This is a genomic window from Pseudarthrobacter cremeus, assembly GCF_051857465.1.
GTDB lineage: Bacteria > Actinomycetota > Actinomycetes > Actinomycetales > Micrococcaceae > Arthrobacter.
In genome coordinates this window covers 243,598-269,362 of record NZ_JBPZHC010000007.1, presented here as the reverse complement: position 1 = coordinate 269,362, position 25,765 = coordinate 243,598, and the positions used below count along the sequence as shown (strand labels likewise).

Below are 25,765 nucleotides of genomic sequence, written 5' to 3'. Positions count from 1 at the left end.
AAGACCCACAGCGCCGATGGTACTGCACCCGGGAGGGTGTGGGAGAGTAGGTCACCGCCGGAACATCATTCAAGGCCAGGCCCCGAACACGAAAGTGTCCGGGGCCTGACCCATTTAACACCCACCTCACGAACCCTCCCGCACCACCCCCACCAAAAACACGGACCCTCTGGCAGCAGCCGCACCAAAAACACGGACCCTCCCGCAGCACCCACCGCAGCACACCCACCCACCCCGCCCGCCGACATCCCCCCGGACACCACAGCAACTGCCACAGGATCCGCCCGGACACCGCATCAACTGCCAGAGCGTCGCTTCAAACGGTGCAGGAAGTGAGAGAGCATGCGGGTGGGAGTGTGAAGATTCCCACGACGACGGGCCACGTGCGGATCCGTGTTATGGGACGTTGGGCTCTCGCCTAGAATTGACTGGAGATGTACGGACTTCGAAGCGCTTGATTTCGGGTTGCGTAGGATCACGAAACACGGAACGAGCGGCTGCGATTGCGCCAGTGGTCAGCTCATAACAGGAGGAATCCCCATGGCTGAGCACAACGGCGGCAACCGAGGCGGTAACGACCGCGGTCCTATCCGAGGAGCCAACAATTCCGGCGGGGATCCTCGCGGATTCCGCTCCCGCGAAGGGAAGGATTCTGAGGGCCAGAAGCGGGCGCCCGGCGGCGGAGACCGCAAGCCCTTCAGCGGTGGCGGCGAACGGAAGCCTTACGGTGACCGGGACAACAAGTCCTTTGGTGACCGTCCGCGCCGCGAGGGCGACGGCGAGCGTCGCAGCTTCGGCGGGGGAGAACGCAAGCCTTTCAGTGGCGGTGGCGAGCGGAAGCCTTACGGCGACCGGGACAACAAGTCATTCGGTGACCGTCCCCGCCGCGAAGGCGACGGCGAACGGAAGCCCTACGGCGACCGGGACAACAAGTCCTTCGGTGACCGTCCCCGCCGCGAAGGCGACGGCGAACGTCGCAGCTTCGGCGCTGGAGAGCGCAAGCCCTTTGGTGACCGCGACCGCAAACCCTTCAGCGGTGGCGAGCGGAAGCCCTATGGTGACCGGGACAACAAGTCCTTTGGTGACCGTCCGCGCCGCGAGGGCGACGGCGAGCGTCGCAGCTTCGGTGGGGGAGAGCGTAAGCCCTTTGGTGACCGCGACCGTAAGCCGTTCAGTGGTGGCGGCGAGCGGAAGCCTTACGGCGACCGGGACAACAAGTCCTTTGGTGACCGTCCCCGCCGCGAAGGCGAGGGCGAACGTCGCAGCTTCTCCGGAGGGGAGAACCGCAAGCCTTTTGGTGACCGCCAGGACCGTGCCCCTCGAAGCTTTGATCGCGGCGACTCGGGCCCCCGTCAATTCGGAAGGGACCGAGCAGAAGACCGCCCGGCCCGCGTTCCCAACGCCCGCGACCTCCGCAGCGCCAACCGTCCTGACCGCGAACGTTCCCCCCAGATCGATGACGATGTCACGGGCAAGGAGCTCGACCGCGCCACCCAGCACCAGATCAAAACGCTGGAAGACAACAGCGCCGAGTGGGTTGCCCGCCACCTGGTGATGGCCGGACGCCTGATCGACGACGAGCCCGAGCTCGCTTTCCAGCACGCCCTGGCCGCCAGCCGGCGTGGTGGCAGGCTGGCCGCTGTCCGTGAAGCCGTGGGCCTCACGGCATATGCGGCAGGGCACTACGGCGAAGCACTCCGCGAATTCCGGACCTACCGACGGATCAGCGGATCCAACGTCCACCTGCCTGTCATGGCGGACTGCGAACGCGGACTCGGCCGGCCCGACAGGGCACTCGACGTAGTGCGTTCCGAGGAAGCCAAGGACCTGGACGCTCCGGGCAAGGCTGAGCTCGCCATCGTGGCAGCCGGGGCCAGGACCGACCTCGGCCAGCTCGACGCTGCCGTTGCGGAACTTGAGATTCCCCAGTTGGACATCAACCGGGCGTTCTCCTACAGCCCTCGCCTGTTCCGCGCCTACGCCAACGCGTTGTCCGCCGTGGGCCGCGAAGAAGAAGCGAAGAAATGGCAGAAGCAGGCCGTCGTTGCTGAAAACGCGCTGGGCCTTGGCGTGGACGAAGAACCGGACATTGTGGACCTGGGCTGGGACGAGGAAGAGGAGGCCCGCGAGGAAGCACAGCGCCGTCGCCTGCTCGAACGTGCCGCCAGTGGCAATGAATCCGCGGCAGCTGGCTCTGCGCCCGCAGCCGCGGGTGCAGCCGTCGCCGCTGAATTGGTCAAAGAACCTGCAACAGGCGTGGATGCGGAACTCGATGACGTTGAGTCCAGCTACTTCGAATCCGATGATGCCGAGTCAGATGAGGATTCAGTGGAGAACGACGAACTGGAACCGGGCACATCGGGCACATCGGAACACGACGAAGTACACGGTGAACCTCAGCACGACGAAGGGGCGCACGCCGACCAGGACCGCGGCGACGGCATCAACGCAGAGCGCACCGAAGAACGGGACAGCTGACCCGTTATGACTGCAGTGCCGCTCATTTCCCTGTTCGATGCCCTCCTGGCGGACCTTGACGGCGTGGTCTACGCCGGCCCGCACGCCATCCCGGGTGCCGTGGACTCGCTCCAGCAACTGGCTGGTTTGGGCATCGGACTTGGTTACGTTACCAATAACGCCTCCCGCTCGCCCGCTCAGGTAGCCGCACACCTGCGCGAACTCGGCGCGCCCGCTGAGGACAGCCAGGTAGTCAGCTCCTCGCAGGCCGCGGCGGAACTGCTTGCTTCGTTGCTGCCTCCCGGAGCAAACGTCCTGATCACAGGCAGCCCGGCTCTGGCCGAGGAAATCGAACTGGTCGGTCTGACCGCAGTCCGGAGCCAGGCTGAAAACCCGGTAGCTGTGGTTCAGGGCTTCAGTCCTGAGATCGGCTGGAAAGACCTGGCGGAGGCTACGTATGTGGTGTCCGCCGGCGCGCTGTGGGTGGCCACCAATACGGACATGTCCATTCCGCAGGCCCGGGGGATTGCCCCGGGCAACGGGACGCTGGTTGCGGCAGTCGCTGCCGCCACAGGCCAGAAACCACGGGTGGCCGGAAAACCGGAGGCTCCGCTTTTCCACGCTGCCGCGAAACGGCTCGCCGCAGACCGCCCCCTTGTCGTGGGCGACCGGCTGGACACCGACATCCTGGGCGGCAACAACGCGGGGTTCTCCACAGTGGCCGTCCTGACCGGCGTCGACACGCGGGAAACAATCCTCGCGGCACGGACGGACGAACGGCCGGACTACCTCATTGCTTCCCTCAGCGACCTCCACCATCCGTACCCTGATGTTGACCGGAGTGACGATGTCTACCGCTGCGGCGGCGCCTCGGCACAGGTCCTCGGCCGGACCGTCCGCATCCATGGGGCGGAGGACGACCTGGACTCCTGGCGGGCCGCCTGCGCGGCCTGGTGGGCTGCGGTCCCGGAAACCGCCGAAGCCAGTGCGCCCCAACTCGAATGGCGCACTCATTAGACTGGTCCAATGACTGAGCTGAACTCCGAGCACGAACCCGAAGCGGCCCAGCCAGCGCCGGTTTGGCCCGAAGCAGCCCCGGATGGCATCGACGATCCTTCCATCGCGGCCATCGTGTCCGCCCTGGACGGGGTCCGGGCCTTGCCTGTGGCTGAGCACGAAACCGTCTACAGTGAGCTGCACGATGCCCTGCTCCACGCGTTGAACGAGGACGCCCCGATGGGCGAGGGCAGGGCTTGAGCGTGGCACGACTCGACCAGGCCCTGGTTGCCCGCGGCCTGGCAAGGTCCCGGACCCACGCCGCCGCCCTTATCGCCGAGGGCAAAGTAAGTTCCGCCGGGCAGGTTCTTTCCAAGGCATCCCTCCAGGTGGACGAGGCCAAGGACCTCGCCGTCCAGCACACGGAGGAAGACAGCTACGTCAGCCGGGCCGGCCACAAACTGGCCGGTGCGCTGGATGCTTTTCCGGACGTCGCTGTTGCGGGCAAAAGGTGCCTGGACGCCGGCGCCTCCACCGGAGGCTTCACCGAGGTACTGCTGCGGCGGGGTGCGGCGCACGTGGTGGCGGTCGACGTCGGGCATGACCAGTTGGTACCGCAGTTGCGCAACGATGACCGCGTCGCCGTGCATGAAGGCCTGAACGTCCGGTACATGACACCGGAGGACATCGGCGGACTGGTCGAACTGACCGTCGCCGACCTCTCCTTCATCTCGCTGACCCTGGTTGTCCTGCCACTGGCCTTATGTACCAGGCCCGGCGGTGACCTGGTGCTGATGGTGAAGCCCCAGTTCGAGATCGGCAAGGACCGCCTGGGGCGTACGGGCGTGGTAAATTCCGAGCGTGAACGCCGGATGGCGGTGGAAAAGGTCGCCAACGCAGCGCTCGACGCCGGGCTGGACTTACGCGGCCTGGCGGCCAGCCCGCTGCCGGGCCAGGACGGAAACGTCGAATACTTCCTGTGGATAACACGCAGGATGACCCAAGACCTGCCTAAGATCGAAGAGCGCCACGCAGCCATTGAGAGGCTGCTTGGAACAATCTGGCCGAACCACTAGAAAGCGGAACCCGATGAGCAGGCGAGTACTTGTCCTTGCCCACACTGGCCGCGAGGAAACACTGAAGGCTGCCTGGGAAGCCTGTGCCCAGTTGCATGACTCCGGCATCGTTCCCGTCATGCAGGAATCCGAGCTCGCAGACATGGAGAGGTTCTTCGGGCACCTGACGCAGCCTGTGGAGGTCCTCCACGACCACGTCATGCTGCCGGATGTGGAGCTGGTGATGGTCCTCGGCGGCGACGGCACCATCCTGCGCGCCGCGGAGCTCGTCCGGGAAGTGGATGTGCCCCTGCTCGGCGTCAACCTCGGCCACGTGGGTTTCCTGGCCGAAAGTGAGCGCGCCGACCTCGCCCAGACGGTGGAATGGATTGCCCGCCGCGACTATACGGTGGAGGAGCGCATGACCATCGACGTCCAGGTGTGGGTCCGCGGCCAGAAAATCTGGCACACCTGGGCCCTGAACGAGGCCGCCATCGAAAAGGGCAACCGCGAACGGATGCTTGAAGTGGTCACCGAAGTTGACGAACGGCCCCTGACCTCCTTCGGCTGCGACGGCGTGGTGCTGGCTACTCCGACGGGCTCCACCGCCTACGCGTTCTCAGCCGGCGGCCCGGTGGTCTGGCCTGAGGTGGAAGCCCTGCTGATTGTTCCCATCAGCGCCCATGCCCTGTTCGCCAAGCCGCTGGTGGTGTCTCCCCGGTCGCGTCTGGCGGTGGAGGTGCTGAACCGGACGGATGCCCAGGGAGTCCTCTGGTGCGACGGCAGGCGCTCGGTGGACCTGCCGCCCGGAGCCCGCGTGGAAGTCACGAAGTCTGCCACGCCGGTCCGGCTTGCCCGCACGCACCAGACGCCGTTCTCGGCCCGGCTTGTCCGCAAGTTCGAACTTCCCATCCACGGCTGGCGCGGGCCGGTCCCGCAGTCAGAGTCCATCCACACCGGACCCATTCCGATCGTCCGGACGCCCCGGCCCATGCCGCCGCTCCAGGTGCCCTCCGGAGACCAGCCAGACGACGAAACCGATCCCGCGACTGCAAAGTGAACCATGCTTGAAGAACTGAGAATCCGCGATCTGGGCGTCATCACCGACGCCACCCTTCCACTGGGCCCTGGCCTGAGCGTCGTCACCGGTGAAACCGGTGCCGGCAAAACGATGGTTGTCACCGCCGTCGGCCTCCTGCTCGGGGCCAGGTCCGACGCCGGGGCCGTCCGAAGCGGTGCGAAGAGCGCCACTGCGGAGGCAGTACTCAAGCTCGACGCCGGGCATCCGGCGGTTGCCCGGGCCCTGGAGGCCGGGGCGGACGTTGAAGAGTTCGACGGCGGCGCTGAACTCATCCTTGCCCGCCGCCTGGGGGCGGACGGGCGCAGCCGTGCATTCCTGGGCGGGCGTGCCGCCCCGGTGGGCGTCCTCGCGGAAATCGGTGAGACCCTGGTGGTGGTCCACGGGCAGTCGGACCAGATCCGGCTGAAGGGAGCCGCGGCACAGCGCGGCGCCCTGGACAAGTTTGCCGGCGAGGCGCTGGCGGGTCCGCTGGGAACCTACCAGGGCCTGTACAGCCACTGGAAGACCAGCCAGGCGGAACTGGCATCACTTCGCAGCGCCGCGCGCGACAGGCTCCGCGAGGCCGAGTCGCTGGAAGCCGCCCTGGCCGAAATCGACGACGTGGATCCGCAGCCGGGGGAGGATGAGTCCCTCAAAGCCGAGGCTGTTAAGCTGGCCAACGTCGAAGAGCTGAGGATCGCCGCAAACACCGCGCATCAGGCGCTCATCGCCGAGGACTACGGCGACGCCGGCGACGCCACCACCTTGGTGGATGCCGCCAAACGGACCCTTGAACATGTTGCGGAACACGATGCGGAGCTGGGGCAGGCCGCAGCGCGGCTGGCCGAAGTGGGCTTCCTGCTCAACGACATCGCCACTGAGCTGGCCAGCTATCAGGCCGGCCTGGACTCGGAGGGGCCCGAGCGGCTGGCCGAAATTGAGGGCCGGCGGGCCGACCTGGCCAAGCTTGTCCGCAAGTACGCCCCCAGCATCGACGAGGTCCTGGTCTGGGCAGAGAATGCCCGGGTCCGTTTCGATGAACTACAGGACGATTCCAGCCGGATCGAGGCGCTGGAGGCGGACGTGGCCCGCACAGAGGCCGAGCTCCAGAAGCAGGCGGCGGCCGTCAGCAAGATCCGTGCCAAAGCCGCCAAGGATCTCTCCGCCCGCGTCAGTGCCGAGCTCAAGGCGCTGGCCATGGCCGATGCCACGCTGGTGATCACCCGGGAGGCGGCAGCGAACCTGATGCCCTACGGGGCGGACGAGATCTCGTTCCTGCTCCAGCCGCACTCCGGCGCGCCCGCACGTCCGCTGGGCAAGGGCGCTTCGGGCGGCGAACTTTCCCGCGTCATGCTCGCCATCGAAGTGGTGCTTGCCGCCGTGGATCCCGTACCCACCTTCGTCTTCGACGAAGTCGATGCCGGCGTCGGAGGGCGCGCCGCTGTCGAAATCGGCCGGCGGCTGGCCATGCTGGCACAGCACGTCCAGGTCCTCGTGGTCACGCACCTGCCCCAGGTCGCCGCGTTCGCGGACCAGCACATCACCGTCACCAAAAATTCGGTCAGGGGAGCCGACGGCGGCACCGCCACCGGCTTCACCTCCAGTGATGTTCGCCTCCTCGACGGCCAGGAACGTGTGAAGGAACTCGCCCGGATGCTCGCCGGCCAGGAGGACTCCGAATCCGCCCAGGCCCACGCCCAGGAGCTTCTGGACGACGCAAAGCCGCTGACGCTGCGGGCTTAAGGGCGGCTGCCCCTTGATCGCAGGGGGTGGTGCCCTGCACACTGGAGCATTTGGGAAACAGTTCCTGATCCGGGAAAGGCTCAATTGATGATAGGCTCAAATTCCGTGGTGCAGCGATCAAATTCCCGTGTAAATTCCCGGTTCCCGGGTTCATCCAAGACGACCAAACACATCTTCGTAACCGGTGGTGTGGCGTCCTCGCTCGGTAAGGGACTGACGGCTTCAAGCCTCGGCCACCTGCTGCGGGCACGCGGCCTGTCTGTAACTATGCAGAAGCTCGATCCCTATCTGAACGTGGATCCGGGCACGATGAACCCCTTCCAGCACGGCGAGGTCTTCGTCACCGACGACGGCGCCGAGACGGACCTGGACATCGGGCACTACGAGCGTTTCCTTGATGAAAACCTTGAGGGCTCGGCAAACGTGACCACCGGGCAGGTCTACTCCACGGTGATCGCCAAAGAACGCCGTGGCGAGTATCTTGGGGACACCGTTCAGGTCATCCCGCACATCACTGACGAAATCAAACGCCGCATGCGGCTGCCCGCCGAGGGCAAGAACGCGCCGGACGTCATCATCACCGAAATCGGCGGCACCGTGGGCGACATTGAGTCGCAGCCCTTCCTCGAGTCAGCCCGCCAGGTCCGCCAGGACATCGGCCGCGGCAACGTGTTCTTCGTCCATGTCTCCCTGGTCCCGTACATCGGACCGTCGCAGGAACTGAAGACCAAGCCGACGCAGCACTCCGTGGCCGCCCTGCGCTCCATCGGCATCCAGCCTGAGGCCATCGTGATCCGTTCGGACCGCGAAGTCCCCGAGCCCATGCGCGCCAAAATCGGCCGTATGTGCGACGTCGACATCGAAGCGGTCATCGGCTGCCCGGATGCCCCGAGCATCTACGACATCCCCAAGACCCTGCACACCCAGGGCCTGGACTCCTACATCGTCCGCGCCCTGGACCTGCCGTTCAAGGATGTTGACTGGACCAGCTGGGACAGGCTGCTCGAGGCAGTCCACAACCCCAAGCACCATGTCGAAATCGCGCTGGTGGGCAAGTACATCGACCTGCCGGACGCCTACCTTTCCGTCACCGAGGCCCTCCGCGCCGGCGGATTCGCCAACGAAACCAAGGTCAAGATCCGTTGGGTGCCGTCCGACGAATGCGAAACCCACGAGGGCGCCGTCGCGTCCCTGGATGGCGTTGACGCCATCTGCGTGCCGGGCGGCTTCGGCATCCGAGGCCTCGAGGGCAAGCTGGGCGCCCTGAAGTATGCGCGCGAAACCAAGTTGCCTGTCCTGGGCCTGTGCCTGGGCCTGCAGTGCATGGTGATCGAATACGCCCGGAATGTGGTGGGCCTTGAGGGTGCATCCTCCAGCGAATTCGAGCCGGATTCCAAGTACCCGGTCATCGCCACCATGGAAGAGCAGCTGGACATCGTCGAGGGTAAGGGCGATCTCGGCGGCACCATGCGCCTTGGACTTTACGAGGCCAAGCTGGATGAAGGCTCCGTCATCGCGGAGACCTACGGCACCACCGAGGTCAGCGAACGGCACCGCCACCGCTACGAGGTCAACAACAAGTACCGCGACCAGATCGCGGCCCAGGGCCTCGTCTTCTCGGGAACCTCACCTGACGGCAAGCTCGTCGAATACGTCGAGCTGCCGCGCGAGGTCCACCCGTACTACGTAGCCACCCAGGCGCATCCGGAACTCAGCTCGCGTCCCACCCGGCCGCACCCGCTGTTCGCCGGCCTGGTCAAGGCCGCCCTGGACCACCAGAACGCACAGGATGTGCTGGCCATCAAGCCCGTACGCACGGTTGCCGCCAAGTAATCAACGACGAACCTGAGGACGGCGCGATGCCCGGAATTCCTGAAACCCCCTCTGCTGCGCGGAGGGTTTCGGATGCACCGAGCCCGCGCCGTCTTCTGTCCACGGAAAAGGTCTATGAAGGCCGCATCTGGGACGTCGTCAGTGACAGCTTCAAGCTCAGCGAGTCCGGCGAGGCGTTGACCCGTGACTACATCGACCATCCCGGCGCTGTGGCCGTCCTGCCCATGAACGAAGCCGGAGAGGTGCTGCTCATCAAGCAGTACCGCCACCCCGTGGGCATGGATCTGTGGGAAATCCCGGCCGGCCTCCTGGACGTGGAGGGTGAGGATTTCGTCGTCGGCGCTGCCCGCGAACTTGCCGAAGAGGCGGACCTGGCAGCCGCACAATGGAACGTCCTGGCTGACTTCTTCAATTCACCGGGCTCCTCCAGCGAAGCCATCCGGATCTACCTTGCCCGCGACCTCACCGAGGTCCCGCACCACCAGCGGCACGAGCGTACCGACGAGGAAGCCGAGATCGAATTCCACTGGATCAGCCTTGACGATGCGGTGGCGTCGGTTCTGGCCGGCCGCCTGCACAACCCGTCCGCCGTCGTCGGAATCCTTGCTGCCGCAGCAGCACGCGCTGACGGGTTTTCCGGGCTGCGCCCCGCGGATGCGCCCTGGCCCGCGCACCCCAGCCAGCGCTGATGTCCGCGGAACCTGTCGCCGGGGCCTCCCCAGCAGCCGCGCCTGACGCGGCGACGCCGGCAACGCCGCCTTCCGCCATCGACCGCGCCATCACTGAGTACCTCCAGCACATGGGCGTCGAACGGGGGCTGGCACTGAACACACTCTCGGCCTATCGCCGCGACCTGTCCCGGTACTCCCGTTACCTCGCAGCCCAGGGCTGCCGGGCCCCGGACCAGATCACCCGCCACCACGTGACCGGCTACGTCATGGCCCTCACAGACGGATCCGACGGCGGCACGGCCCTTGGTGTCAGGTCCGCGGCCAGGACCGTGGTGGCGGTCAGGGGACTGCACAAATTCTGGGCCCTTGAGGGCGTGACCACCACAGACCCGGCCAGCGACGTCCACCCGCCGCTACCCGGCAAGAGACTGCCCAAGGCCATCAGCGTGGGCGAAGTCACCAGGATCCTTGAGGCAGCGGGAACGGATACGGCCACAGGCCTTCGGGACCGGGCCCTCCTGGAGTTCCTCTACTCCACCGGCGCGCGGATCAGTGAAGCCGTGGGCCTGGACGTTGACGATATTTCCCTGCAGGAACCTGAATCCGGTCCGGCGATCGTCCGCCTGTTCGGCAAGGGCTCAAAGGAACGGCTCGTGCCGCTCGGATCCTACGGGGCGCGGGCACTGGACGCCTATCTGGTACGCGGCCGTCCGTTGCTGGCGGCGAAGGGCAAAGGCACGCCCGCGCTGTTCCTGAATGCCCGGGGCGGAAGAATCAGCCGCCAAAGCGCCTGGACCATCCTGAAGGCGGCGGCGGACAAAGCCGACATCACCAAGGACGTCTCCCCGCACACCCTGCGGCATTCCTTTGCGACCCACCTGCTCGAGGGCGGCGCGGATGTCCGCGTGGTGCAGGAACTGCTGGGCCACGCCTCGGTCACCACCACGCAGGTCTACACTCTGGTCACGGCAGATACCCTCCGTGAGATCTACGCCGCCGCCCACCCCCGGGCGTTGGGCTAGCCATGGCCGGGGTTCCCGTGACGCTGTGCTTCCTGACCCGCGAGTTCGACGGTGTGCAGCAGGTCCTGCTGGGGCTGAAGAAGACCGGTTTCGGCCGGGGCAAAGTAGTAGGCCTGGGCGGCCATGTGGAACCGGGCGAATCCGACGCCGAGGCCGCCTGCCGTGAAGTCCAGGAGGAATCCGGCGTGGTGGTCCTGCAGGAAGACCTCCGCGACGCCGGCGTGGTCACCTTCGACTTTCCGGCCCGCCCCGAATGGAACATGAGCACCCGGCTGTTCGTCGCTGCCCGCTGGGCCGGGGAACCGGCCGAAAGTGCCGAGATCCTGCCGGAGTGGTTCGACGTCGAAGCCTTGCCGGTGGAGCAGATGTGGCAGGACGCGGCGCACTGGCTGCCGTTGGCACTGAACGGAACCGTGCTGCGCCTCACCGTGGTCCTGAATGGCGACAATGAAACCGTGCGTGAAGTGCTGGACTACTCAAACCTCTGAGGCAACGGACTCCGGCAAAGCCCACCATTGGCAACGCGGGGTCACTTTTGGCCCGATAAACCTCGATCATCGGGCCACAAGTGACCCCGCGTTGCGGTTACCCCAGGACCCCGGATCCTTCCGCGAAGGGCGCCGACGACGGCGGGCCGGTCACCTTAGGTGACCGGCCCGCCGTTGGTTGTCCCGCCGTCGTTCGTTTCCGTCCGGTCAGGGGACGTGCCGCTCCTCAACGCCGTTGTATTCGCTCAGCGGGCGGATCAGCGAATTGGAATCGAGCTGCTCCATGATGTGCGCCGTCCAGCCGGTGATGCGGCTGGCGACGAACAGGGGAGTGAACGTCTGCGTATCGAAGCCCATGAGGTGGTACGTGGGACCGGCAGGGTAGTCGAGGTTGGGCTTGATGGCCTTGGCCTCTTCCATGGCGGATTCCAGGCCGTTGTACAGGCCCAGCAGTTCCGGCCGGCCGTAGTGGGCGATCATCTTGTCCAGGGCGGCCTTCATGGTAGGGACGCGGGAGTCACCGTGCTTGTAGACGCGGTGGCCGAAGCCCATGACCTTCTTCTTGTGGGCAAGGGCGTCCTCCATCCAGGTTTTCGCGCGGGCAGCGGCCTCGTCGAGTGACTCCTCGGACCGGATCCCGATCTCGTCGAAGGTGTGCATGACGGCCTCGTTGGCTCCGCCGTGCAGCGGACCCTTCAGTGCGCCGATGGCTCCGGTGACCGCTGAGTGCAGGTCCGAAAGCGTGGACGTGATAACGCGGGCCGTGAAGGTGGAGGCGTTGAAGGAGTGCTCGGCATAAAGGATCATCGAGACGTTGAAGGCCTCGACGACTTCCGGCACCTGTTCCTCACCAAAAGCCATCCAGAGGAAGTTGGCCGAGTACCCCAGGTCATCCCTGGGTTCCACGGCTTCCTGCCCGTGGCGTCGGCGCTGGTCATAGGACACCACCGCCGGCATCGCCGCAAAGAGGTCCACTGCCTTGGCCATGTTCGCCTCACGCGAAGAGTCCTCCGCCAGCGGGTGCCGCGCACCCATGACCGAAGCCGCAGTCCGGCACACATCCATCGGGTGCGAGCTTGTGGGCAGCGCGTCGATGACCTGCTTCACCACCGGGTCCAGGGCACGCCCGGCCCGTTCACGCGCCGTAAACTCCGCCAGCTGCTCCACGGTGGGCAACTCGCCGTTCCACAGCAGGTACGCCACTTCCTCAAAACTGCACCGTGCGGCAAGTTCCTGCACCGGATACCCCCGGTACAGCAGGGAATTGGTGTCGGGGTTGACCTTCGAGACGGAGGTGTAGTCCACCACGACGCCGGCGAGACCTTTTTTGATGTCCTGTTCAGCCATGCTGAAACTCCTTTGTTCCTGTCGCCTGTTGTGCCGGCCGGAGCCGGAGCTGTGGGTGTGGTTGGTCAGTTGGTTCCGGGGATCTGGAAATTGAACACCCCGGTGTCGAAGCGGTTGTAGGCCTCATAGTCAACGAGGTCGTACAACCGCGCACGGGTCAGCATGTTTGAGACCTGCGCCTCCTGTGTTCCGTCTGCCTTGATCGATTCCAGCGTACGCTCCGCGGCCCCCATGGCACTACGGAGCAGCGTCACCGGATAAATCACCATGTTGACCCCGACGCCGGCGAGCTGTTCCACCGTGAAGAGGTCACTCTTGCCGAACTCGGTCATGTTGGCCAGGACCGGCACGTCCACGGCATCGCGGATGGCCTGGAACTCACTGAGGTCCCGCATTGCCTCCGGGAAGATAGCGTCAGCCCCGGCCTCCACCAATGCCTTCGCCCGAGACTGTGCCGCTTCCAGACCGTCCGTGGCGCGGATGTCCGTCCTTGCCATGATAAGGAAGTTCGGGTCACGGCGGGCGTCTGCTGCGGCCCGGATGCGTTTGGTGGCGGTGTCCAGGTCCACCACGTTCTTGCCGTCCAGGTGGCCGCAGCGCTTCGGGTTGAACTGGTCCTCGATGTGGCAGCCGGCCAATCCCGCGTTTTCCAGTTCCTGGATGCTGCGGGCAACGTTCATGGGCTCGCCGAAGCCGGTGTCCGCATCCACCAGGCAGGGCAGGTCAGTCATCCGGGCGATCTGCCCTGCGCGGGTGGCCACTTCGGTGAGCGTGGTCAGGCCGATGTCCGGCAGGCCAAGGTCGTTGGCCAGGACGGCGCCGGAGATGTAGACACCGGCGAATCCTTTTTCTTCGATCAGCCGGGCTGAGAGCGGGCTGAAGGCGCCCGGGAACTGCGCGATGGTGCCGGAGGCCAGGAGTTCGCGGAGGCGGATCCTTTTCTGTTCGGGCGTGGTGTTTGAGTAGAGCATTTAGAACAGCCCCTGGGGTGCGTTGTTGAGGTCGATGACGCCGGGGGCTGCCGTGATGTTCAGCTGGTCCAGCTCGCCCGGACCAAGATCGGCCAGGCCTTCGGCAGCTGCGAGGAACCGCTCAATCTCCTGTTCTTCCACCAGGCCCGCAGCCAGGGTGCGGAACTTGGTGAGGTACTGGTGCCGCGCGAACGGGCGGGCGCCGAGCGGGTGGGCATCGGCGACGGCGATCTGGTCCGTGATGAGCGTGCCGTCGTTGAGCGTGATCTCCACTGATCCGCCGAAGGCCTTTTCAGCGATGTCCAGCGAGTGGTACCGGCGCGTCCATTCCGGATCCTCCTCCGTGGTGACCTTGTGCCACAGCTCCACGGTGTCAGGCCGGCCTGCACGTTCGGGGGAGTAGGAATCAACGTGGTGCCAGGAACCGTCCTGCAGCGCCACGGTGAAAATGTACGGGATCGAGTGGTCCAGGGTTTCGCGGCTGGCGGTGGGGCTGTATTTCTGCGGGTCGTTGGCGCCGGAACCGATCACGTAATGCGTGTGGTGGCTGGTCTTGATCAGGACCGATTTCACCTTGGCCGCATCTGTGGTTTCCGGGTGTTCCCTGTGGAGTTTCCGGGCCAGATCGATCCAGGCCTGGGCCTGGTATTCGGCTGAATGTTCCTTGGTGTAGGTGTCCATGATGGCGCGTTTGGCCTCGCCGGCTTCGGGGAGCGGGACCTCGTAGGAGGCGTCGGGGCCATCCAGCATCCAGGCGATGAAACCGTCTTCACCCTCGTAGATCGGCACAGGCGAGGTCTGGCCGCGCATGGCGCGGTCGGCGGCTTCGACGGCCATCTTGCCGGCGAAGGCTGGGGCGTGGGCCTTCCAGGTGGAGATTTCGCCCTTGCGGGACTGACGCGTGGCGGTGGTGGTGTGCAGTGCCTGGCCCACCGACTGGAAAATGGTTTCGACGTCGAGGCCCAGGAGGGTGCCAATGCCGGCGGCGGCGGACGGGCCGAGGTGCGCCACATGGTCGATCTTGTGCTTGTGCAGGCAGATGGCCTTCACCAGGTTGACCTGGATCTCGTAGCCGGTGGCGATGCCCCGGATCAGGTCCTTGCCCCCCGCGCCGACGTGCTGCGCCACGGCCAGGATCGGCGGGATGTTGTCACCGGGGTGGGAGTACTCGGCGGCAAGGAAGGTGTCGTGGTAGTCCAGTTCGCGGACGGCGACGCCGTTGGCCCACGCGCCCCACTCGGGGGAAACCTTGTCAGTGATGCCGAAGACGCTCGCGCCCTTGCCGTTGGTGGTCGGCGAATGCGTCAGCGCCTGCGCCCGGGCCGCCACGATGGGGCCACGGTTCAGCGAGGCGATGGCAACAGAGGCGTTGTCGATGACCCGGTTGATCACCATTTCGGTGACCTCAGGGGTCACCTCAACCGGGTCAGCGGCGACAACGGCGATCTTGTGGGCCAACTGGTCCTCGCGGGGGAGGTTCTCTTCGCTCTTGTAGACACGGACGTGGTTGAGCTTGACCATGGTGCTCCTTTAGTGCGGTGTATGGGTTGCTTTGACGTGGGAAAGGCTACGGTGCAGATGCAGGGTGGTGGCGGCCGCAGCGAGCTTGGCGTTGCCGGCAGCAATGGCTTCGGCAATCGCCGCATGCTCAAGGGCTGCCGCGTGGAGGCGGAGGGTGTCGTCCGCCGCGAGGCGGCGTACCCGGACCAGATGGACGCGCAGGCTGCGCATCGCCTGCGCGAGGTATGAATTGGAGATTGCCGAGTCGATCGCCTCGTCAAGCCTGGCCACCAGGGCGTAGTACTCGTGCCGGGCGGGATCCGAGCCGGAGATGAGTTCCGGCGCGCGGAGGAGGTCCGCGTGCAATTGGGCGAACACTGCGCGCTCGCCGCGTTCGGCGGCCAGCGCCGCCGCCTTGCCCTCCAGGGTTTCGCGCAGTTCGAACATTTCATCGATGTCATCGAGTGAGATGTCGGTGACGACGACGCCGCGCCCGCCCGCCGCCGTCGTCAGTCCCTCAGCGCTGAGCCGGCTCAGCGCCTCCCGAAGCGGAGTGCGTGAGACTCCCAGGCGTTCCGCCTGTTCGACCTCTGCCAGCACGGTACCCGGTGCAAGGCGCCATTCAATGATGTCATCGCGCAGTGCGGCGTAGGCCTTGTCGCTGGCTCGCATCACTGCCTCCTTCATTGGTTGGCTGGCCATGAGTTGCTCCGCTCAGTGTATACACAGCATCGACAAAAGAACAGAACCAGGCCCACATAGCGCCCAGCTGTGCGCAATTTGTATACAAAGCTCTTGTGAAAAGCTCCTACCAAGGGCTAGCATTGCCGCATCACAACGTCGTGGACGGGATGCATTCATGGTTACCAAGAGCTATCAGAACAGCTACACACAGAGCCTGGCCGGCCCCGAGGACTTCTGGCTGGACGCTGCCGCCAAAATCTCCTGGGTTGAACCGCCGCAGCAGGCCGTTGACTCCAGCATGGCGCCGCTGTTCCGGTGGTTTCCCAACGGCGTCCTTAACACTTCGTACAACGCCCTTGACCGGCATGTGGAGGCCGGACGCGGGGACCAGGATGCGCTCATCTACGATTCCGCGATGCTGGGCATCAAGCGACGTTTCACCTATGCGGAACTCACCGGGCTGGTGGCCCGCTTCGCCGGCGTGCTTCGCGGCCACGGAGTGGGCAAGGGCGACAGGGTGGTGATCTACATGCCGATGATTCCCGAGGCCGCCATTGCGATGCTGGCCACCGCACGGCTGGGAGCGGTGCATTCGGTGGTGTTCGGCGGCTTTGCGCCCAAGGAACTGGCGGCCCGCATCAGGGACGCCGCTCCGGCGCTGGTGGTCACGGCATCCGGCGGCATCGAGCCCTCCCGCCGGATCGAATACCTTCCCGCGGTTGCGGAAGCACTGCAGCTGGCCGGAGTACCTGACCTCCCGGTGATTGTCAGGTCGCGGGAGGGATTCGCCTCTGCAACCGCGGACCACGCCGGGTGGCTGGACTGGGATACCGAGATGGCTTCCGCGGAGCCGGCGGCACCCGTCGACGTCAAAGCAACGGACCCGCTCTACATCCTCTACACGTCCGGAACCACCGGCAGCCCCAAGGGAGTGGTGCGGGACAACGGCGGCCATGCCGTGGCGCTCAGCTGGACCATGGAAAACATCTATGACATCGGTCCCGGGGACGTGATGTGGACAGCCTCCGACGTCGGCTGGGTAGTGGGGCACTCCTACATCGTCTACGGACCCCTGTTGGCCGGCGCCACCTCAGTCCTTTATGAAGGAAAGCCGGTGGGCACTCCTGACGCCGGTGCTTTTTGGCGCGTGATCGACGAGCACAAAGTCAACGTGCTCTTTACCGCCCCCACGGCGCTGCGCGCCATCAGGAAAGCCGATCCCGACGCGAAGCTCCTGCAGGACTACAACATCTCCAGCCTGCGCACGCTCTTTGCCGCGGGGGAGCGGCTGGATACGGACACCTTCCACTGGGCATCGCAATCCCTGGGCGTGCCGGTGGTGGACCACTGGTGGCAGACCGAGACGGGCTGGGCCATCTGCGCCAACCCGCGCGGGCTTGACCAGCTCCCCATCAAGGCAGGCTCGCCGAGTGTTCCGATGCCGGGGTTCCAGCTCAAGATCGTCGACGGACTGGGGGAGGACGTTGAAGCCGGAACCGAAGGAAACATCGTGCTCGGGCTGCCGTTGCCGCCAGGAACGCTGACCACCCTCTGGGGCGACGACGAACGCTACGTCTCCTCCTACCTCCAGGCTTTCGAGGGCTACTACGCCACGGGCGACTCCGGTTACCGGGACGAGGACGGCTACGTTTTCGTCATGGGCCGTACTGACGACATCATCAACGTTGCCGGTCACCGGCTGTCCACGGGCGCCATGGAGCAGGTCATCGGGCAGCACCCGGCCGTGGCTGAGTGCGCGGTGATCGGGCTCGCGGATCCGCTGAAGGGCCAGCGGCCGAGCGGGTACGTGGTGTTGAAGTCAGGAGTGGAGGTGGCTGAAGACATCCTGGTCAAGGACCTGATCGCGCTGGTCCGCCGGGACATCGGAGCTGTTGCGGACTTCAAACACGTGGCTGTGGTGGAGGCCCTGCCGAAGACCCGCTCGGGCAAGATCCTCCGCAAGACCATGCGGCAGATTGCCGACGGCGAGGATTACGTGGTGCCGTCCACCATCGAGGACGCCGGGGTGATCGATCAATTGATCGGGACCCTGCGCCCGGGTGCCGCCGGGCACTGAGTCAGCGGCCGCTCCAGCGGTATTCGTTCTCGGGCCGGCCCGGAGTGCCGTACCGCGGCGTCCGCGAGACGGTCCCGGCGTCGGCCAGGTATTCAAGGTAGCGCCGGGCAGTAACCCGGGACATGCCCAATGCCGTCATGACCTCCGTGGCCGAGACGGCGTCGGCCTGCCGTTTCAGGAAGTCCTGGACCGAGCCGAGAGTGGAGACGGAGAGCCCTTTCGGCAACGGCAGTTCAGATGGCGCCCGAAGGCTCGCGAGCGCCTGGTCCACCTCGCTCTGGGAAGCTCCTTTCTTGCCGCTGCCTGGCTCCGGCGAGGCAAGCTGCTGGCGGAACAGGCGGTAGCTTCCGAGTTTGTCGGCGAAAGTGGCGAAGGTGAAGGGCTTGATCAGGTACTGGACGACGCCGATGGCGACGGCACTGCGGACAATGGCCAGTTCGCGGACAGCGGTGATGGCGATGATGTCAGCCAGGATCCCTGCCGCGCGCATGCGGCGGGCGATGTCGAGTCCATGGAGATCGGGCAGGTTCATGTCGAGCAGGACGAGCTCCACAGGGTCTCCGGAGGCGAGGAACTCGGACAGGAGGCGTAGTGCGGACTGGCCATCCGGAGCCGTTCCGGCGAGCTTGAAACCCGGCAGCCTGTCCACATAGGCGGCGTGCGCCGCGGAGGCCACCGGTTCGTCCTCAACAACGAGGACGCGGATATCGCTCACTGGAACTGCTCCTCATTGTCGGTGCCGGTTTCGACTGCGGGCAGGAAAACATGGAACTGCGCACCGTCCGTGCCCGTGATCGTCATGGTACCGTCCAGACGCTGCACTGCTTGCCGGACGAGGGCCAGTCCGATGCCGCGCCCGAACGGGCCCGCCTCCTTGGTGCTGAAGCCGTGACGGAAAATATCGTCGACGGCGGCGGGATCCACCCCGGGGCCGGAATCCTTGACGATGATGTCCAGCCCCTCGGCATCCGACTCCACGGTCAGCTCCACCTTCCTGGGTGCCGCACCGTCCGCCGCTGCGTCGATGGCGTTGTCCAGGAGGTTGCCAAGGATCGTGACAAGGTCCTGGATTGCCAGGCCGGCAACGGATGCCGATCCCTGGGTGGCGAGTGTCAGTTTCACTCCGCGTTCGTTGGCTTCGGCTGCCTTCCCCATGATGAGGGCACTGAGGACCGGCTCATTGACGGAACTGACCATCTCATCCGTCAACTGCTGGCTGAGCTCCAGGTCCTTGGTGGCAAATTCCAGCGCCTCACCGGTGCGGCCCAGCTCCAGCAGCGAAACCATCGTGTGGAGCCGGTTGGCGTGCTCGTGCGTCTGCGCCCGCAGTGCGTCCGAGAGTGTCCGCATCGTCTCCAGTTCGCTGCCCAGGGCTTCAATCTCGGTGCGGTCGCGCAGGGTGGCAACCGTTCCGTACACCGGGGTTTTACCGCGCGAGCCAGGGACTCCGGGCCCCTTGGCGGGGCCCTGGTTGACCACCAGGATCCGGGATCCGGTCAGTACGATCTCGTCGTGGGCGGTCCGTCCGGATTCGAAGAGTCCACGTAACTGGTCATCCAGGGGGAGGTCGGCCAGGGAAGGCGGCCGGGTGGGATCGTTGCTGCTCCGTTCCGCCAGCCCCAGCAGCTCGGCCGCCTGGTCGTTGAACATGACCACCCGCCCCTTGGTGTCGATGAGGATCAGCCCTTCCCGTACTGAATGGAGGACCGACTCGTAGTAAGCGAAAAGCTGGGCCAATTGCTCGGGACCCCAGCCGCGGGTAACCCGGCGGAGGTAGCGGCCCAGCATCCAGGAGGCCAGCGACCCACCCACCAGCAGGGCAAAGCCGATGGCCAACAGTGCAGGCAGCCGGCTGGAGAACGCGACGTCGACAGTCCGGACGGTGACGCCGGCTGCAACCAGGGCCTTGACTGCGCCGGCCGGATCCATGACGGGAACGATGGTCCTGACCGATGGTCCCAGGGTTCCCGCGGTGACCTCCGTGAAGACTTCGCCACGCAGTGCGGCATCTATCGAGCCAATGTAGGGCCTGCCAAGTTCCTCGCTGCGCGGGTGCGTCCAGCGGGTCCTGTCCGGCGCCATGATGGTGACGAAATCGGCCCCGGCCCCGTCCATGACCTTCAGGGCATAAGGCTGCAGAACGGCCGACGGATCCTGTTCGCCGGCTGCCTGAAGTACCAGGGGATTCGCGGCCACTGCCGCCGCCACCCCGGCCATGCGCCGTCCGGCCTCGTCGTAGGCGCGGTCGCGGGCGTCAACAAAGGTGGCGGTGCCGACGATGGCTATGAACGCCACGACGATCAGCAGGTTGGCCACAAACAGCCTTCGGGCGATACTCCAGCGGTGGATCATCAGTACCTTCCACGACCAATATGAACGCAACGGTGAGCCAGGTCACGGCGTACCTAATGATGGATATCACAACGGACCGACGCGATGAGCCCAGAGACTGTGCCGCAGCGTCTACCAGATTATCCATAAAGGAGACACATCATGGCCTCTCAACGAGGAGAGTCAGCAGCGCCGGCCAAGGCCGCCCGCAAGGGACTCGACAAATCCCATTACCTCTACATCGCCGTTATCGTCGCCGTTATCCTGGGTGCGGTTGTCGGTCTGCTGTTCCCCGAGGTCGGCAAATCCCTCAAGCCCCTCGGTGACGGGTTCATCAAGCTCATCAAGATGATGATCGCGCCGATCATCTTCTGCACCATCGTCCTGGGCATCGGTTCCATCGCCAAGGCCGCCACCGTGGGCAAGGTCGGAGGCCTGGCCCTCGGGTACTTCCTGGTCATGTCCACCTTCGCCCTGGCCATCGGCCTGGTGGTAGGCAACCTGATCCACCCGGGCGAAGGCCTCAAGCTGGCGCCCTACGATCCCAACAAGAAGGCGGCCACGGACAGCACCGTGGACTTCCTGCTCGGAATCATCCCGTCCGACATCCCCGTCCTGCCCACGCTCTTCGCCGCCATCCTCGTCGGTTTCGCCCTCCAGAAGATGGGCCCCCAGGCCGCTCCGATCCTTCGGGCCATCGGCCACGGCCAGGTTCTCGTTTTCCGCATCCTGATCATGATCATGTGGCTTGCCCCGGTGGGTGCCTTCGGTGCCATTGCCGCCGTCGTGGGAGCTACCGGCGTCCAGGCAATCGTGAGCATGTTTACCCTGATGGCCGCCTTCTACATCACGTGCGCCCTGTTTATCATCGTCATCCTGGGCGGCCTGCTTAAGGTTGTAACCGGCGTCAACATCTTCAAGCTCATGAAGTACCTGGCCCGCGAGTACCTCCTGATCTTCTCCACCTCCTCCTCCGAAGCTGCCCTTCCCCGCCTCATCGCCAAGATGGAGCACCTGGGAGTTTCCAAGCCGGTTGTCGGCGTCACCGTCCCCACGGGCTACTCCTTCAACCTGGACGGCACGGCCATCTACCTGACCATGGCTTCGCTGTTCGTGGCCAATGCCATGGGCACGCCACTGGACCTTGGCGCCCAGGTGTCCCTGCTGATCTTCATGATCATTGCTTCCAAGGGCGCTGCCGGTGTGACCGGTGCAGGCCTGGCAACGCTGGCAGCCGGTCTGCAAGCGCACAAGCCCGAGCTCCTGGGCGGCGTGGGCATGATCGTCGGCATCGACCGCTTTATGTCCGAGGCCCGTGCCCTGACCAACTTCACAGGCAACGCCGTTGCCACCCTGCTGATCGGGACCTGGGTCAAGGAGATCGACGGCCAGCAGGTGGACCGCGTTCTCTCCGGTGAGATTCCGTTCGACGAGCAGACCATGATCGCCGGTCACGGCGAGGCCATGGACCACAGTGCCGAAACCAAGCCGGTTGCCGCAACCGTCTAGCGCAACAGTCCGGAAGGCTTGACAGCAAGAAGGAACCGCCCGCTCAGCCCCGGCTGAGGGGGCGGTTTTCTGTTTGCGTACCCAACCTTCGACCTCAACCAGAAGGTCAAGGCTCAACATCCGGGGAAAGTCAAGTTCCCTCGATTACCGTGTCGGGACCTGTAGCCTTGGGTGGAAGAAGGAACGGCGCTGGTCAGTCAGCGGCAGGAAATCACCGTCATCGAAAGTGTGGATAGATACGTGAGCAGCGAACAGGGTTCGGCAACTCTGGAGGGCACGGAACTCGACCTGGAAGACGCCGTGATGGGACCCACGGGGCGTCCGTACCGCGAATTCCCGGAACCCGCGCCGCTGTCCTCCCACGGTCCGGCGCGCGTCATTGCCATGGTCAACCAGAAGGGTGGCGTCGGCAAAACCACGTCCACCATCAACCTCGCAGCAGCTCTGGCCGAATATGGCCGGAAGGTACTGCTGGTGGACTTCGATCCGCAGGGCGCGCTCTCGGCCGGCCTGGGCATCAATCCGCACGAACTGGACTTGACGGTTTACAACGTGCTGATGGACCGCAAGGTGGACATCCGGGATGCCATCCACCACACCGGCGTCGAAAACGTGGACCTGCTGCCGGCAAATATCGACTTGTCGGCCGCCGAGGTGCAGCTGGTCAATGAGGTTGCCCGCGAGCAGGTCCTGGACCGGGCCCTGAAGAAAGTGGAGGACGATTACGACGTCGTCCTCATCGACTGCCAGCCCTCGCTTGGCCTGCTGACCGTCAATGCGCTGACCGCCGCCCACGGCGTCATCATTCCGCTGATCTGCGAGTTCTTTGCCCTTCGCGCCGTTGCCCTCCTGGTTGAGACCATCGACAAAGTCCAGGACCGGCTGAACCCCCGGCTCCAGGTGGACGGGGTCCTTGCCACTATGTACGACGCCCGCACCCTGCACAGCCGCGAAGTCATCACCCGGCTGGTGGAAGCCTTCGGCGACAAAGTCTTTGAGACCGTCATCAAGCGTTCCATCAAGTTCGCCGACGCCACCGTCGCTGCTGAGCCCATCACCACGTATGCGGGCAACCACATCGGGGCCGACGCCTACCGCCGCCTGGCCAAAGAGCTGATTTCCCGCGGCGGCGCGCCCTAACCACGCCGTGGCCGAGTCCAAACCCGGCTTTGAAGTGCGGCTGGCCAACTTCACAGGGCCGTTCGACCTCCTTCTTGGCCTGATCGCGAAGCACCAGCTGGACATCACCGAGGTGGCAATCGCCACCGTCACGGATGAGTTCATCAAGTACATCCGGAATCTCCAGAAGCTGGGTGAGGACTGGGCTCTGGACGAGGCAAGCGAATTCCTGGTCATTGCGGCCACGCTCCTGGACCTGAAAGCAGCCAGGCTCCTACCGGCGGGCGAAGTGGAGGATGACGAAGACATCGCCCTGCTCGAAGCGCGGGATCTTCTCTTCGCCAGGCTTCTCCAGTACAGGGCGTTCAAACACGTGGCCGGACTGATGGCAGAGACCCTCGAGCAGGAAGCCCAACGGTTTCCCCGGCAGGTGGCTATGGAGGAGCACTTCGCCGCCATGCTTCCGGAACTGGTGTGGAAGCACTCACCGCACCAGTTCGCCCGGCTGGCCGACGCCGCCCTGAAGCCAAAGACGCCAGCGCCAACCGAGGTAGGTCTTGCCCACTTGCACGGCGGTACCGTCAGTGTGAAGGAGCAGGCCGAAATCCTGGGTCTGAGGCTTCAGCTTGGAAGGCCGCTCTCGTTCCGGGCCTTGATAGCCGACGCCGGGTCCACCCTTGTGGTGGTGGCCAGATTCCTGGCCTTGCTGGAAATGTTCCGCGACAAAGCGGTGTCCTTTGACCAGATTTCGCCGTTGGGCGACCTCACCGTGCACTGGACTGCGGACGGGCAGGACTGGTCGACAGAAAACCTGAGCGAAGAATACGAGGAGCAACCGTGACCAACGACACTCCGGACCCCGCGGGGGAGGCGTCTGTGGACCTGCATGACCTTCCGGGAGGTGCCAAATCCGCGCTTGAGGCTGTGCTCATGGTGCTGGACCAGCCGGCATCGGCAACCGAACTCGCCGCAGGCCTGAACCTGACGGTCCCCGTCGTCGAAGAGCTACTGGCGGAACTGCAGCGGGAGTATAGCGGCTATACTGTTAAAGCCCCGGACATGGACGAAGCCAGCGATGCTGGTTTCAGTGCCAGCCCCCGGGGTTTTGAATTGCGGAACATCGCCGGTGGCTGGCGGATCTACTCGCGCACAGAGTTCGCCGACATCGTCGGAAAGTTCGTGCTGGAGGGACAGACGGCCAGGCTCACGCAGGCAGCGCTGGAAACACTGGCTGTCATCGCCTACCGGCAACCTGTCTCCAGAGCCAGGGTCTCTGCAATTCGAGGAGTTAACGTCGATTCGGTCGTGCGGACATTGGTCCAGCGCGGGCTGATCGAGGATTCGGGTACCGATCCCGAGTCGGGAGCCATCCTCTACCGGACCACATCGTATTTTCTGGAACGGATGGGAATCGGCTCAGTGGCGGAACTGCCGCAGCTCTCACCCCATCTTCCGGGGCTTGAGGGCATTGCGGAGTTCTACGACGCCGACAGAATGTAGGCGGGCAACCGCCTGCGCACAAGAGTATTCATAAGGGCAGATAAATTCTGCATGGCTGGCTAGGGTTGTTGTTGGACAACTTGCCGGCCAACATATCGAAGGACGGGTCATGACACAGGCGGGACGCCAGGGTTCACCACGTAACAGTTCGGGACGCAACAGTTCAGAACGCAATGCAGGACAAGGCGGCGCCAGCCGCAGTGCATCTGCCAGCCGCAGTGCATCTGCCGGCCGCAGTGCATCTGCCAGCCGCAGCCCGGCACAAGGCGGCGGATTCCGCGCCGGCGCCGGCGCAGGCAAGCGCAACGCCGGATTCGGCGGCGGCGGAGAGCGGCCGTACGGCGACCGTCCGTACAAGGCCCCGAGGCCCCGCGAGGAGCCGTTCGTCGATCCCGGCGACACCCCCGCACCGCCGGCCGGCCGCGACGGATCCGAGAGGAAGGCCGCCGGACCGTCCTCACGGAAGCCTGCAGCCCGCAAGCCGGGCGCCAAAAAGGAGCCCGGAACTCCCGGTGCCCTCAAGCCCAAGCCGCGCTCGGCCAGGCCCGGGGCGGCGGCATCGCGCGCTTTCGGCAGCGAGCGGTTCGGGCAGAATCTTGGCCCGGTACGCAAACCGTCACGCAAACGCGGCCCGCGGGGCGACGTTCCGCAGTCCGAAATGCACGATGCCGACGGTATCCGGCTGCAGAAGGTCATGGCACAGGCCGGCGTGGCCTCGCGCCGCGTCTGCGAGGAAATGATTTCCGAGGGCCGGGTCGAAGTCGACGGCCAGGTGGTCACCGAGCTCGGTGTCCGGGTTGACCCCAAGACAGCCGTCATCCACGTCGATGGCCTGCGCATCCAGCTTGATGACAACCTCGTCTACATGGTCTTCAACAAGCCCAAGGGTGTTGTCTCCACCATGGAGGACCCGGACGGCCGTCCCTGCATCAGTGATTTTGTGCGGAAGACCCACCAGGGCGAGCGGCTCTTCCACGTTGGCCGGCTGGACGTCGCCACCGAGGGCCTGCTGCTTCTGACGAACGACGGCGAGCTGGCCAACCGGCTGACCCACCCGTCCTATGAAGTCCCCAAGACCTACCTGGTCCAGGTCCGTGGCCCGTTCCCGCAGGGAATCGGCGCGCAGCTGCGCGAAGGTGTGGAACTCGAGGACGGCATCGCGTCCGTTGACTCCTTTAAACTTGTGGACTCCACACCGGGTCACGTGCTGATTGAGGTAGTCCTGCACTCCGGCAAGAACCGGATTGTCCGGCGGCTTTTCGACGCCGTTGGCTTCCCCGTCCTGCGCCTGGTGCGCGTCAAGGTGGGTCCCATCGGGCTGGGTGACCAGCGCCAGGGCAGCATCCGCAACCTTGGCAAGCAGGAAGTCGGCCACCTGCTGGCATCCGTAGGACTCTGAGGC

The 25,765-nt window shown here is 65.2% G+C and carries 21 protein-coding genes and 1 pseudogene; 16 read left to right on the top strand and 6 right to left on the bottom strand.

Annotated features, from left to right (window positions below; translation table 11 throughout):
* Positions 1 to 540 precede the first annotated feature (540 nt).
* The 10 genes from ACS5PJ_RS14935 to ACS5PJ_RS14890 all read left to right on the top strand — a co-directional run bounded on the left by ACS5PJ_RS14935 (position 541) and on the right by ACS5PJ_RS14890 (position 11,325).
* A complete protein-coding gene (locus ACS5PJ_RS14935) occupies positions 541 to 2,478 on the top strand; it encodes a tetratricopeptide repeat protein (protein WP_439435643.1) in 1,938 nt (645 codons plus the stop codon).
* 6 nt (positions 2,479 to 2,484) lie between these two features.
* The gene (locus ACS5PJ_RS14930; protein WP_439435642.1) at positions 2,485 to 3,474 is read left to right on the top strand and encodes an HAD-IIA family hydrolase; all 990 of its coding nucleotides are present in this window, start codon (positions 2,485 to 2,487) and stop codon (positions 3,472 to 3,474) included.
* 9 nt (positions 3,475 to 3,483) lie between these two features.
* Positions 3,484 to 3,714: a hypothetical protein gene (locus ACS5PJ_RS14925; protein ID WP_439435641.1), complete on the top strand. Its 231-nt coding sequence runs from the start codon at positions 3,484 to 3,486 to the stop codon at positions 3,712 to 3,714.
* A 2-nt stretch (positions 3,715 to 3,716) separates the two neighbouring features.
* On the top strand, positions 3,717 to 4,529 hold the full coding sequence (locus ACS5PJ_RS14920; protein WP_439435640.1) for a TlyA family RNA methyltransferase: 813 nt from the start codon (positions 3,717 to 3,719) through the stop codon (positions 4,527 to 4,529).
* Between the two features lie 13 nt (positions 4,530 to 4,542).
* On the top strand, positions 4,543 to 5,568 hold the full coding sequence (locus ACS5PJ_RS14915; RefSeq protein WP_439435639.1) for an NAD kinase: 1,026 nt from the start codon (positions 4,543 to 4,545) through the stop codon (positions 5,566 to 5,568).
* Positions 5,569 to 5,571: 3 nt separating this feature from the next.
* Positions 5,572 to 7,311, top strand: a complete 1,740-nt coding sequence (gene recN, locus ACS5PJ_RS14910) for a DNA repair protein RecN (protein ID WP_439435638.1) — start codon at positions 5,572 to 5,574, stop codon at positions 7,309 to 7,311.
* Positions 7,312 to 7,398: 87 nt separating this feature from the next.
* On the top strand, positions 7,399 to 9,144 hold the full coding sequence (gene pyrG / locus ACS5PJ_RS14905) for a CTP synthase (RefSeq protein WP_439435637.1): 1,746 nt from the start codon (positions 7,399 to 7,401) through the stop codon (positions 9,142 to 9,144).
* A 26-nt stretch (positions 9,145 to 9,170) separates the two neighbouring features.
* Complete coding sequence (locus tag ACS5PJ_RS14900) at positions 9,171 to 9,833, top strand: NUDIX domain-containing protein (RefSeq protein ID WP_439435636.1); 663 nt, start codon at positions 9,171 to 9,173, stop codon at positions 9,831 to 9,833.
* Positions 9,833 to 10,837, top strand: a complete 1,005-nt coding sequence (gene xerD, locus ACS5PJ_RS14895) for a site-specific tyrosine recombinase XerD (RefSeq protein ID WP_439435635.1) — start codon at positions 9,833 to 9,835, stop codon at positions 10,835 to 10,837. Before ACS5PJ_RS14900 ends, xerD begins: the two co-directional genes overlap by 1 nt.
* 2 nt (positions 10,838 to 10,839) lie before the next feature.
* Positions 10,840 to 11,325, top strand: a complete 486-nt coding sequence (locus ACS5PJ_RS14890) for an 8-oxo-dGTP diphosphatase (RefSeq protein ID WP_439435634.1) — start codon at positions 10,840 to 10,842, stop codon at positions 11,323 to 11,325.
* A 207-nt stretch (positions 11,326 to 11,532) separates the two neighbouring features.
* Here the strand turns inward: ACS5PJ_RS14890 and ACS5PJ_RS14885 are convergent, their stop codons facing one another.
* The 4 genes and pseudogenes from ACS5PJ_RS14885 to ACS5PJ_RS14870 form a co-directional block, all read right to left on the bottom strand.
* Positions 11,533 to 12,672, bottom strand: coding sequence for a bifunctional 2-methylcitrate synthase/citrate synthase (locus tag ACS5PJ_RS14885; protein WP_439435633.1), 1,140 nt, complete (start codon positions 12,670 to 12,672; stop codon positions 11,533 to 11,535).
* 65 nt (positions 12,673 to 12,737) lie between these two features.
* Positions 12,738 to 13,643: a methylisocitrate lyase gene (prpB, locus tag ACS5PJ_RS14880; protein WP_439435632.1), complete on the bottom strand. Its 906-nt coding sequence runs from the start codon at positions 13,641 to 13,643 to the stop codon at positions 12,738 to 12,740.
* A complete protein-coding gene (locus tag ACS5PJ_RS14875; RefSeq protein WP_439435631.1) occupies positions 13,644 to 15,164 on the bottom strand; it encodes an MmgE/PrpD family protein in 1,521 nt (506 codons plus the stop codon).
* A pseudogene (locus tag ACS5PJ_RS14870) lies at positions 15,160 to 15,815 on the bottom strand (GntR family transcriptional regulator); the annotation flags it as partial. The pseudogene ACS5PJ_RS14870 and the gene ACS5PJ_RS14875, both read right to left, overlap by 5 nt.
* Positions 15,816 to 15,843: 28 nt before the next feature.
* On the opposite strand from ACS5PJ_RS14870, the gene ACS5PJ_RS14865 reads away from it, so the two are divergent.
* Positions 15,844 to 17,904 carry a propionyl-CoA synthetase gene (locus ACS5PJ_RS14865; RefSeq protein WP_439435630.1) on the top strand — a complete coding sequence of 687 codons (2,061 nt, stop codon included), beginning with the start codon at positions 15,844 to 15,846 and terminating at the stop codon, positions 17,902 to 17,904.
* 1 nt (position 17,905) lies between these two features.
* On the opposite strand, the gene ACS5PJ_RS14860 is transcribed toward ACS5PJ_RS14865, so the two are convergent.
* Together ACS5PJ_RS14860 and ACS5PJ_RS14855 are read right to left on the bottom strand one after the other, a co-directional pair.
* Positions 17,906 to 18,619, bottom strand: coding sequence for a response regulator (locus tag ACS5PJ_RS14860; RefSeq protein ID WP_439435629.1), 714 nt, complete (start codon positions 18,617 to 18,619; stop codon positions 17,906 to 17,908).
* Positions 18,616 to 20,256 (bottom strand): sensor histidine kinase, encoded by a 1,641-nt coding sequence (locus tag ACS5PJ_RS14855; RefSeq protein WP_439435628.1) that lies wholly within the window; start codon positions 20,254 to 20,256, stop codon positions 18,616 to 18,618. The genes ACS5PJ_RS14860 and ACS5PJ_RS14855 overlap by 4 nt, the downstream gene beginning before the upstream one ends.
* Before the next feature lie 141 nt (positions 20,257 to 20,397).
* Here ACS5PJ_RS14855 and ACS5PJ_RS14850 point away from each other — a divergent pair, with 141 nt between their 5' ends.
* From ACS5PJ_RS14850 to ACS5PJ_RS14830, 5 genes are all read left to right on the top strand, one after another.
* Complete coding sequence (locus tag ACS5PJ_RS14850) at positions 20,398 to 21,744, top strand: cation:dicarboxylate symporter family transporter (RefSeq protein ID WP_439435627.1); 1,347 nt, start codon at positions 20,398 to 20,400, stop codon at positions 21,742 to 21,744.
* Positions 21,745 to 21,984: 240 nt separating this feature from the next.
* The gene (locus ACS5PJ_RS14845; protein WP_439435655.1) at positions 21,985 to 22,884 is read left to right on the top strand and encodes a ParA family protein; all 900 of its coding nucleotides are present in this window, start codon (positions 21,985 to 21,987) and stop codon (positions 22,882 to 22,884) included.
* A gap of 7 nt (positions 22,885 to 22,891) precedes the next feature.
* On the top strand, positions 22,892 to 23,704 hold the full coding sequence (locus ACS5PJ_RS14840; protein WP_439435626.1) for a segregation and condensation protein A: 813 nt from the start codon (positions 22,892 to 22,894) through the stop codon (positions 23,702 to 23,704).
* Positions 23,701 to 24,363, top strand: a complete 663-nt coding sequence (gene scpB, locus ACS5PJ_RS14835) for an SMC-Scp complex subunit ScpB (RefSeq protein WP_439435625.1) — start codon at positions 23,701 to 23,703, stop codon at positions 24,361 to 24,363. The genes ACS5PJ_RS14840 and scpB overlap by 4 nt, the downstream gene beginning before the upstream one ends.
* A gap of 109 nt (positions 24,364 to 24,472) precedes the next feature.
* Entirely contained in the window at positions 24,473 to 25,762 is a 1,290-nt protein-coding gene (locus ACS5PJ_RS14830; protein WP_439435624.1) for a pseudouridine synthase, read from the top strand.
* The last annotated feature ends 3 nt before the right edge of the window (positions 25,763 to 25,765 follow it).

Coding starts and splice junctions, on each gene's coding strand:
- ACS5PJ_RS14935 (WP_439435643.1), top strand. CDS start 541: ATGGCTGAGCACAACGGCGGCAACCGAGGCGGTAACGACCGCGGTCCT.
- ACS5PJ_RS14930 (WP_439435642.1), top strand. CDS start 2,485: ATGACTGCAGTGCCGCTCATTTCCCTGTTCGATGCCCTCCTGGCGGAC.
- ACS5PJ_RS14925 (WP_439435641.1), top strand. CDS start 3,484: ATGACTGAGCTGAACTCCGAGCACGAACCCGAAGCGGCCCAGCCAGCG.
- ACS5PJ_RS14915 (WP_439435639.1), top strand. CDS start 4,543: ATGAGCAGGCGAGTACTTGTCCTTGCCCACACTGGCCGCGAGGAAACA.
- recN (WP_439435638.1), top strand. CDS start 5,572: ATGCTTGAAGAACTGAGAATCCGCGATCTGGGCGTCATCACCGACGCC.
- pyrG (WP_439435637.1), top strand. CDS start 7,399: ATGATAGGCTCAAATTCCGTGGTGCAGCGATCAAATTCCCGTGTAAAT.
- ACS5PJ_RS14900 (WP_439435636.1), top strand. CDS start 9,171: ATGCCCGGAATTCCTGAAACCCCCTCTGCTGCGCGGAGGGTTTCGGAT.
- xerD (WP_439435635.1), top strand. CDS start 9,833: ATGTCCGCGGAACCTGTCGCCGGGGCCTCCCCAGCAGCCGCGCCTGAC.
- ACS5PJ_RS14890 (WP_439435634.1), top strand. CDS start 10,840: ATGGCCGGGGTTCCCGTGACGCTGTGCTTCCTGACCCGCGAGTTCGAC.
- ACS5PJ_RS14885 (WP_439435633.1), bottom strand. CDS start 12,672: ATGGCTGAACAGGACATCAAAAAAGGTCTCGCCGGCGTCGTGGTGGAC.
- prpB (WP_439435632.1), bottom strand. CDS start 13,643: ATGCTCTACTCAAACACCACGCCCGAACAGAAAAGGATCCGCCTCCGC.
- ACS5PJ_RS14875 (WP_439435631.1), bottom strand. CDS start 15,164: ATGGTCAAGCTCAACCACGTCCGTGTCTACAAGAGCGAAGAGAACCTC.
- ACS5PJ_RS14865 (WP_439435630.1), top strand. CDS start 15,844: ATGAGTTGCTCCGCTCAGTGTATACACAGCATCGACAAAAGAACAGAA.
- ACS5PJ_RS14855 (WP_439435628.1), bottom strand. CDS start 20,256: ATGATCCACCGCTGGAGTATCGCCCGAAGGCTGTTTGTGGCCAACCTG.
- ACS5PJ_RS14850 (WP_439435627.1), top strand. CDS start 20,398: ATGGCCTCTCAACGAGGAGAGTCAGCAGCGCCGGCCAAGGCCGCCCGC.
- ACS5PJ_RS14830 (WP_439435624.1), top strand. CDS start 24,473: ATGACACAGGCGGGACGCCAGGGTTCACCACGTAACAGTTCGGGACGC.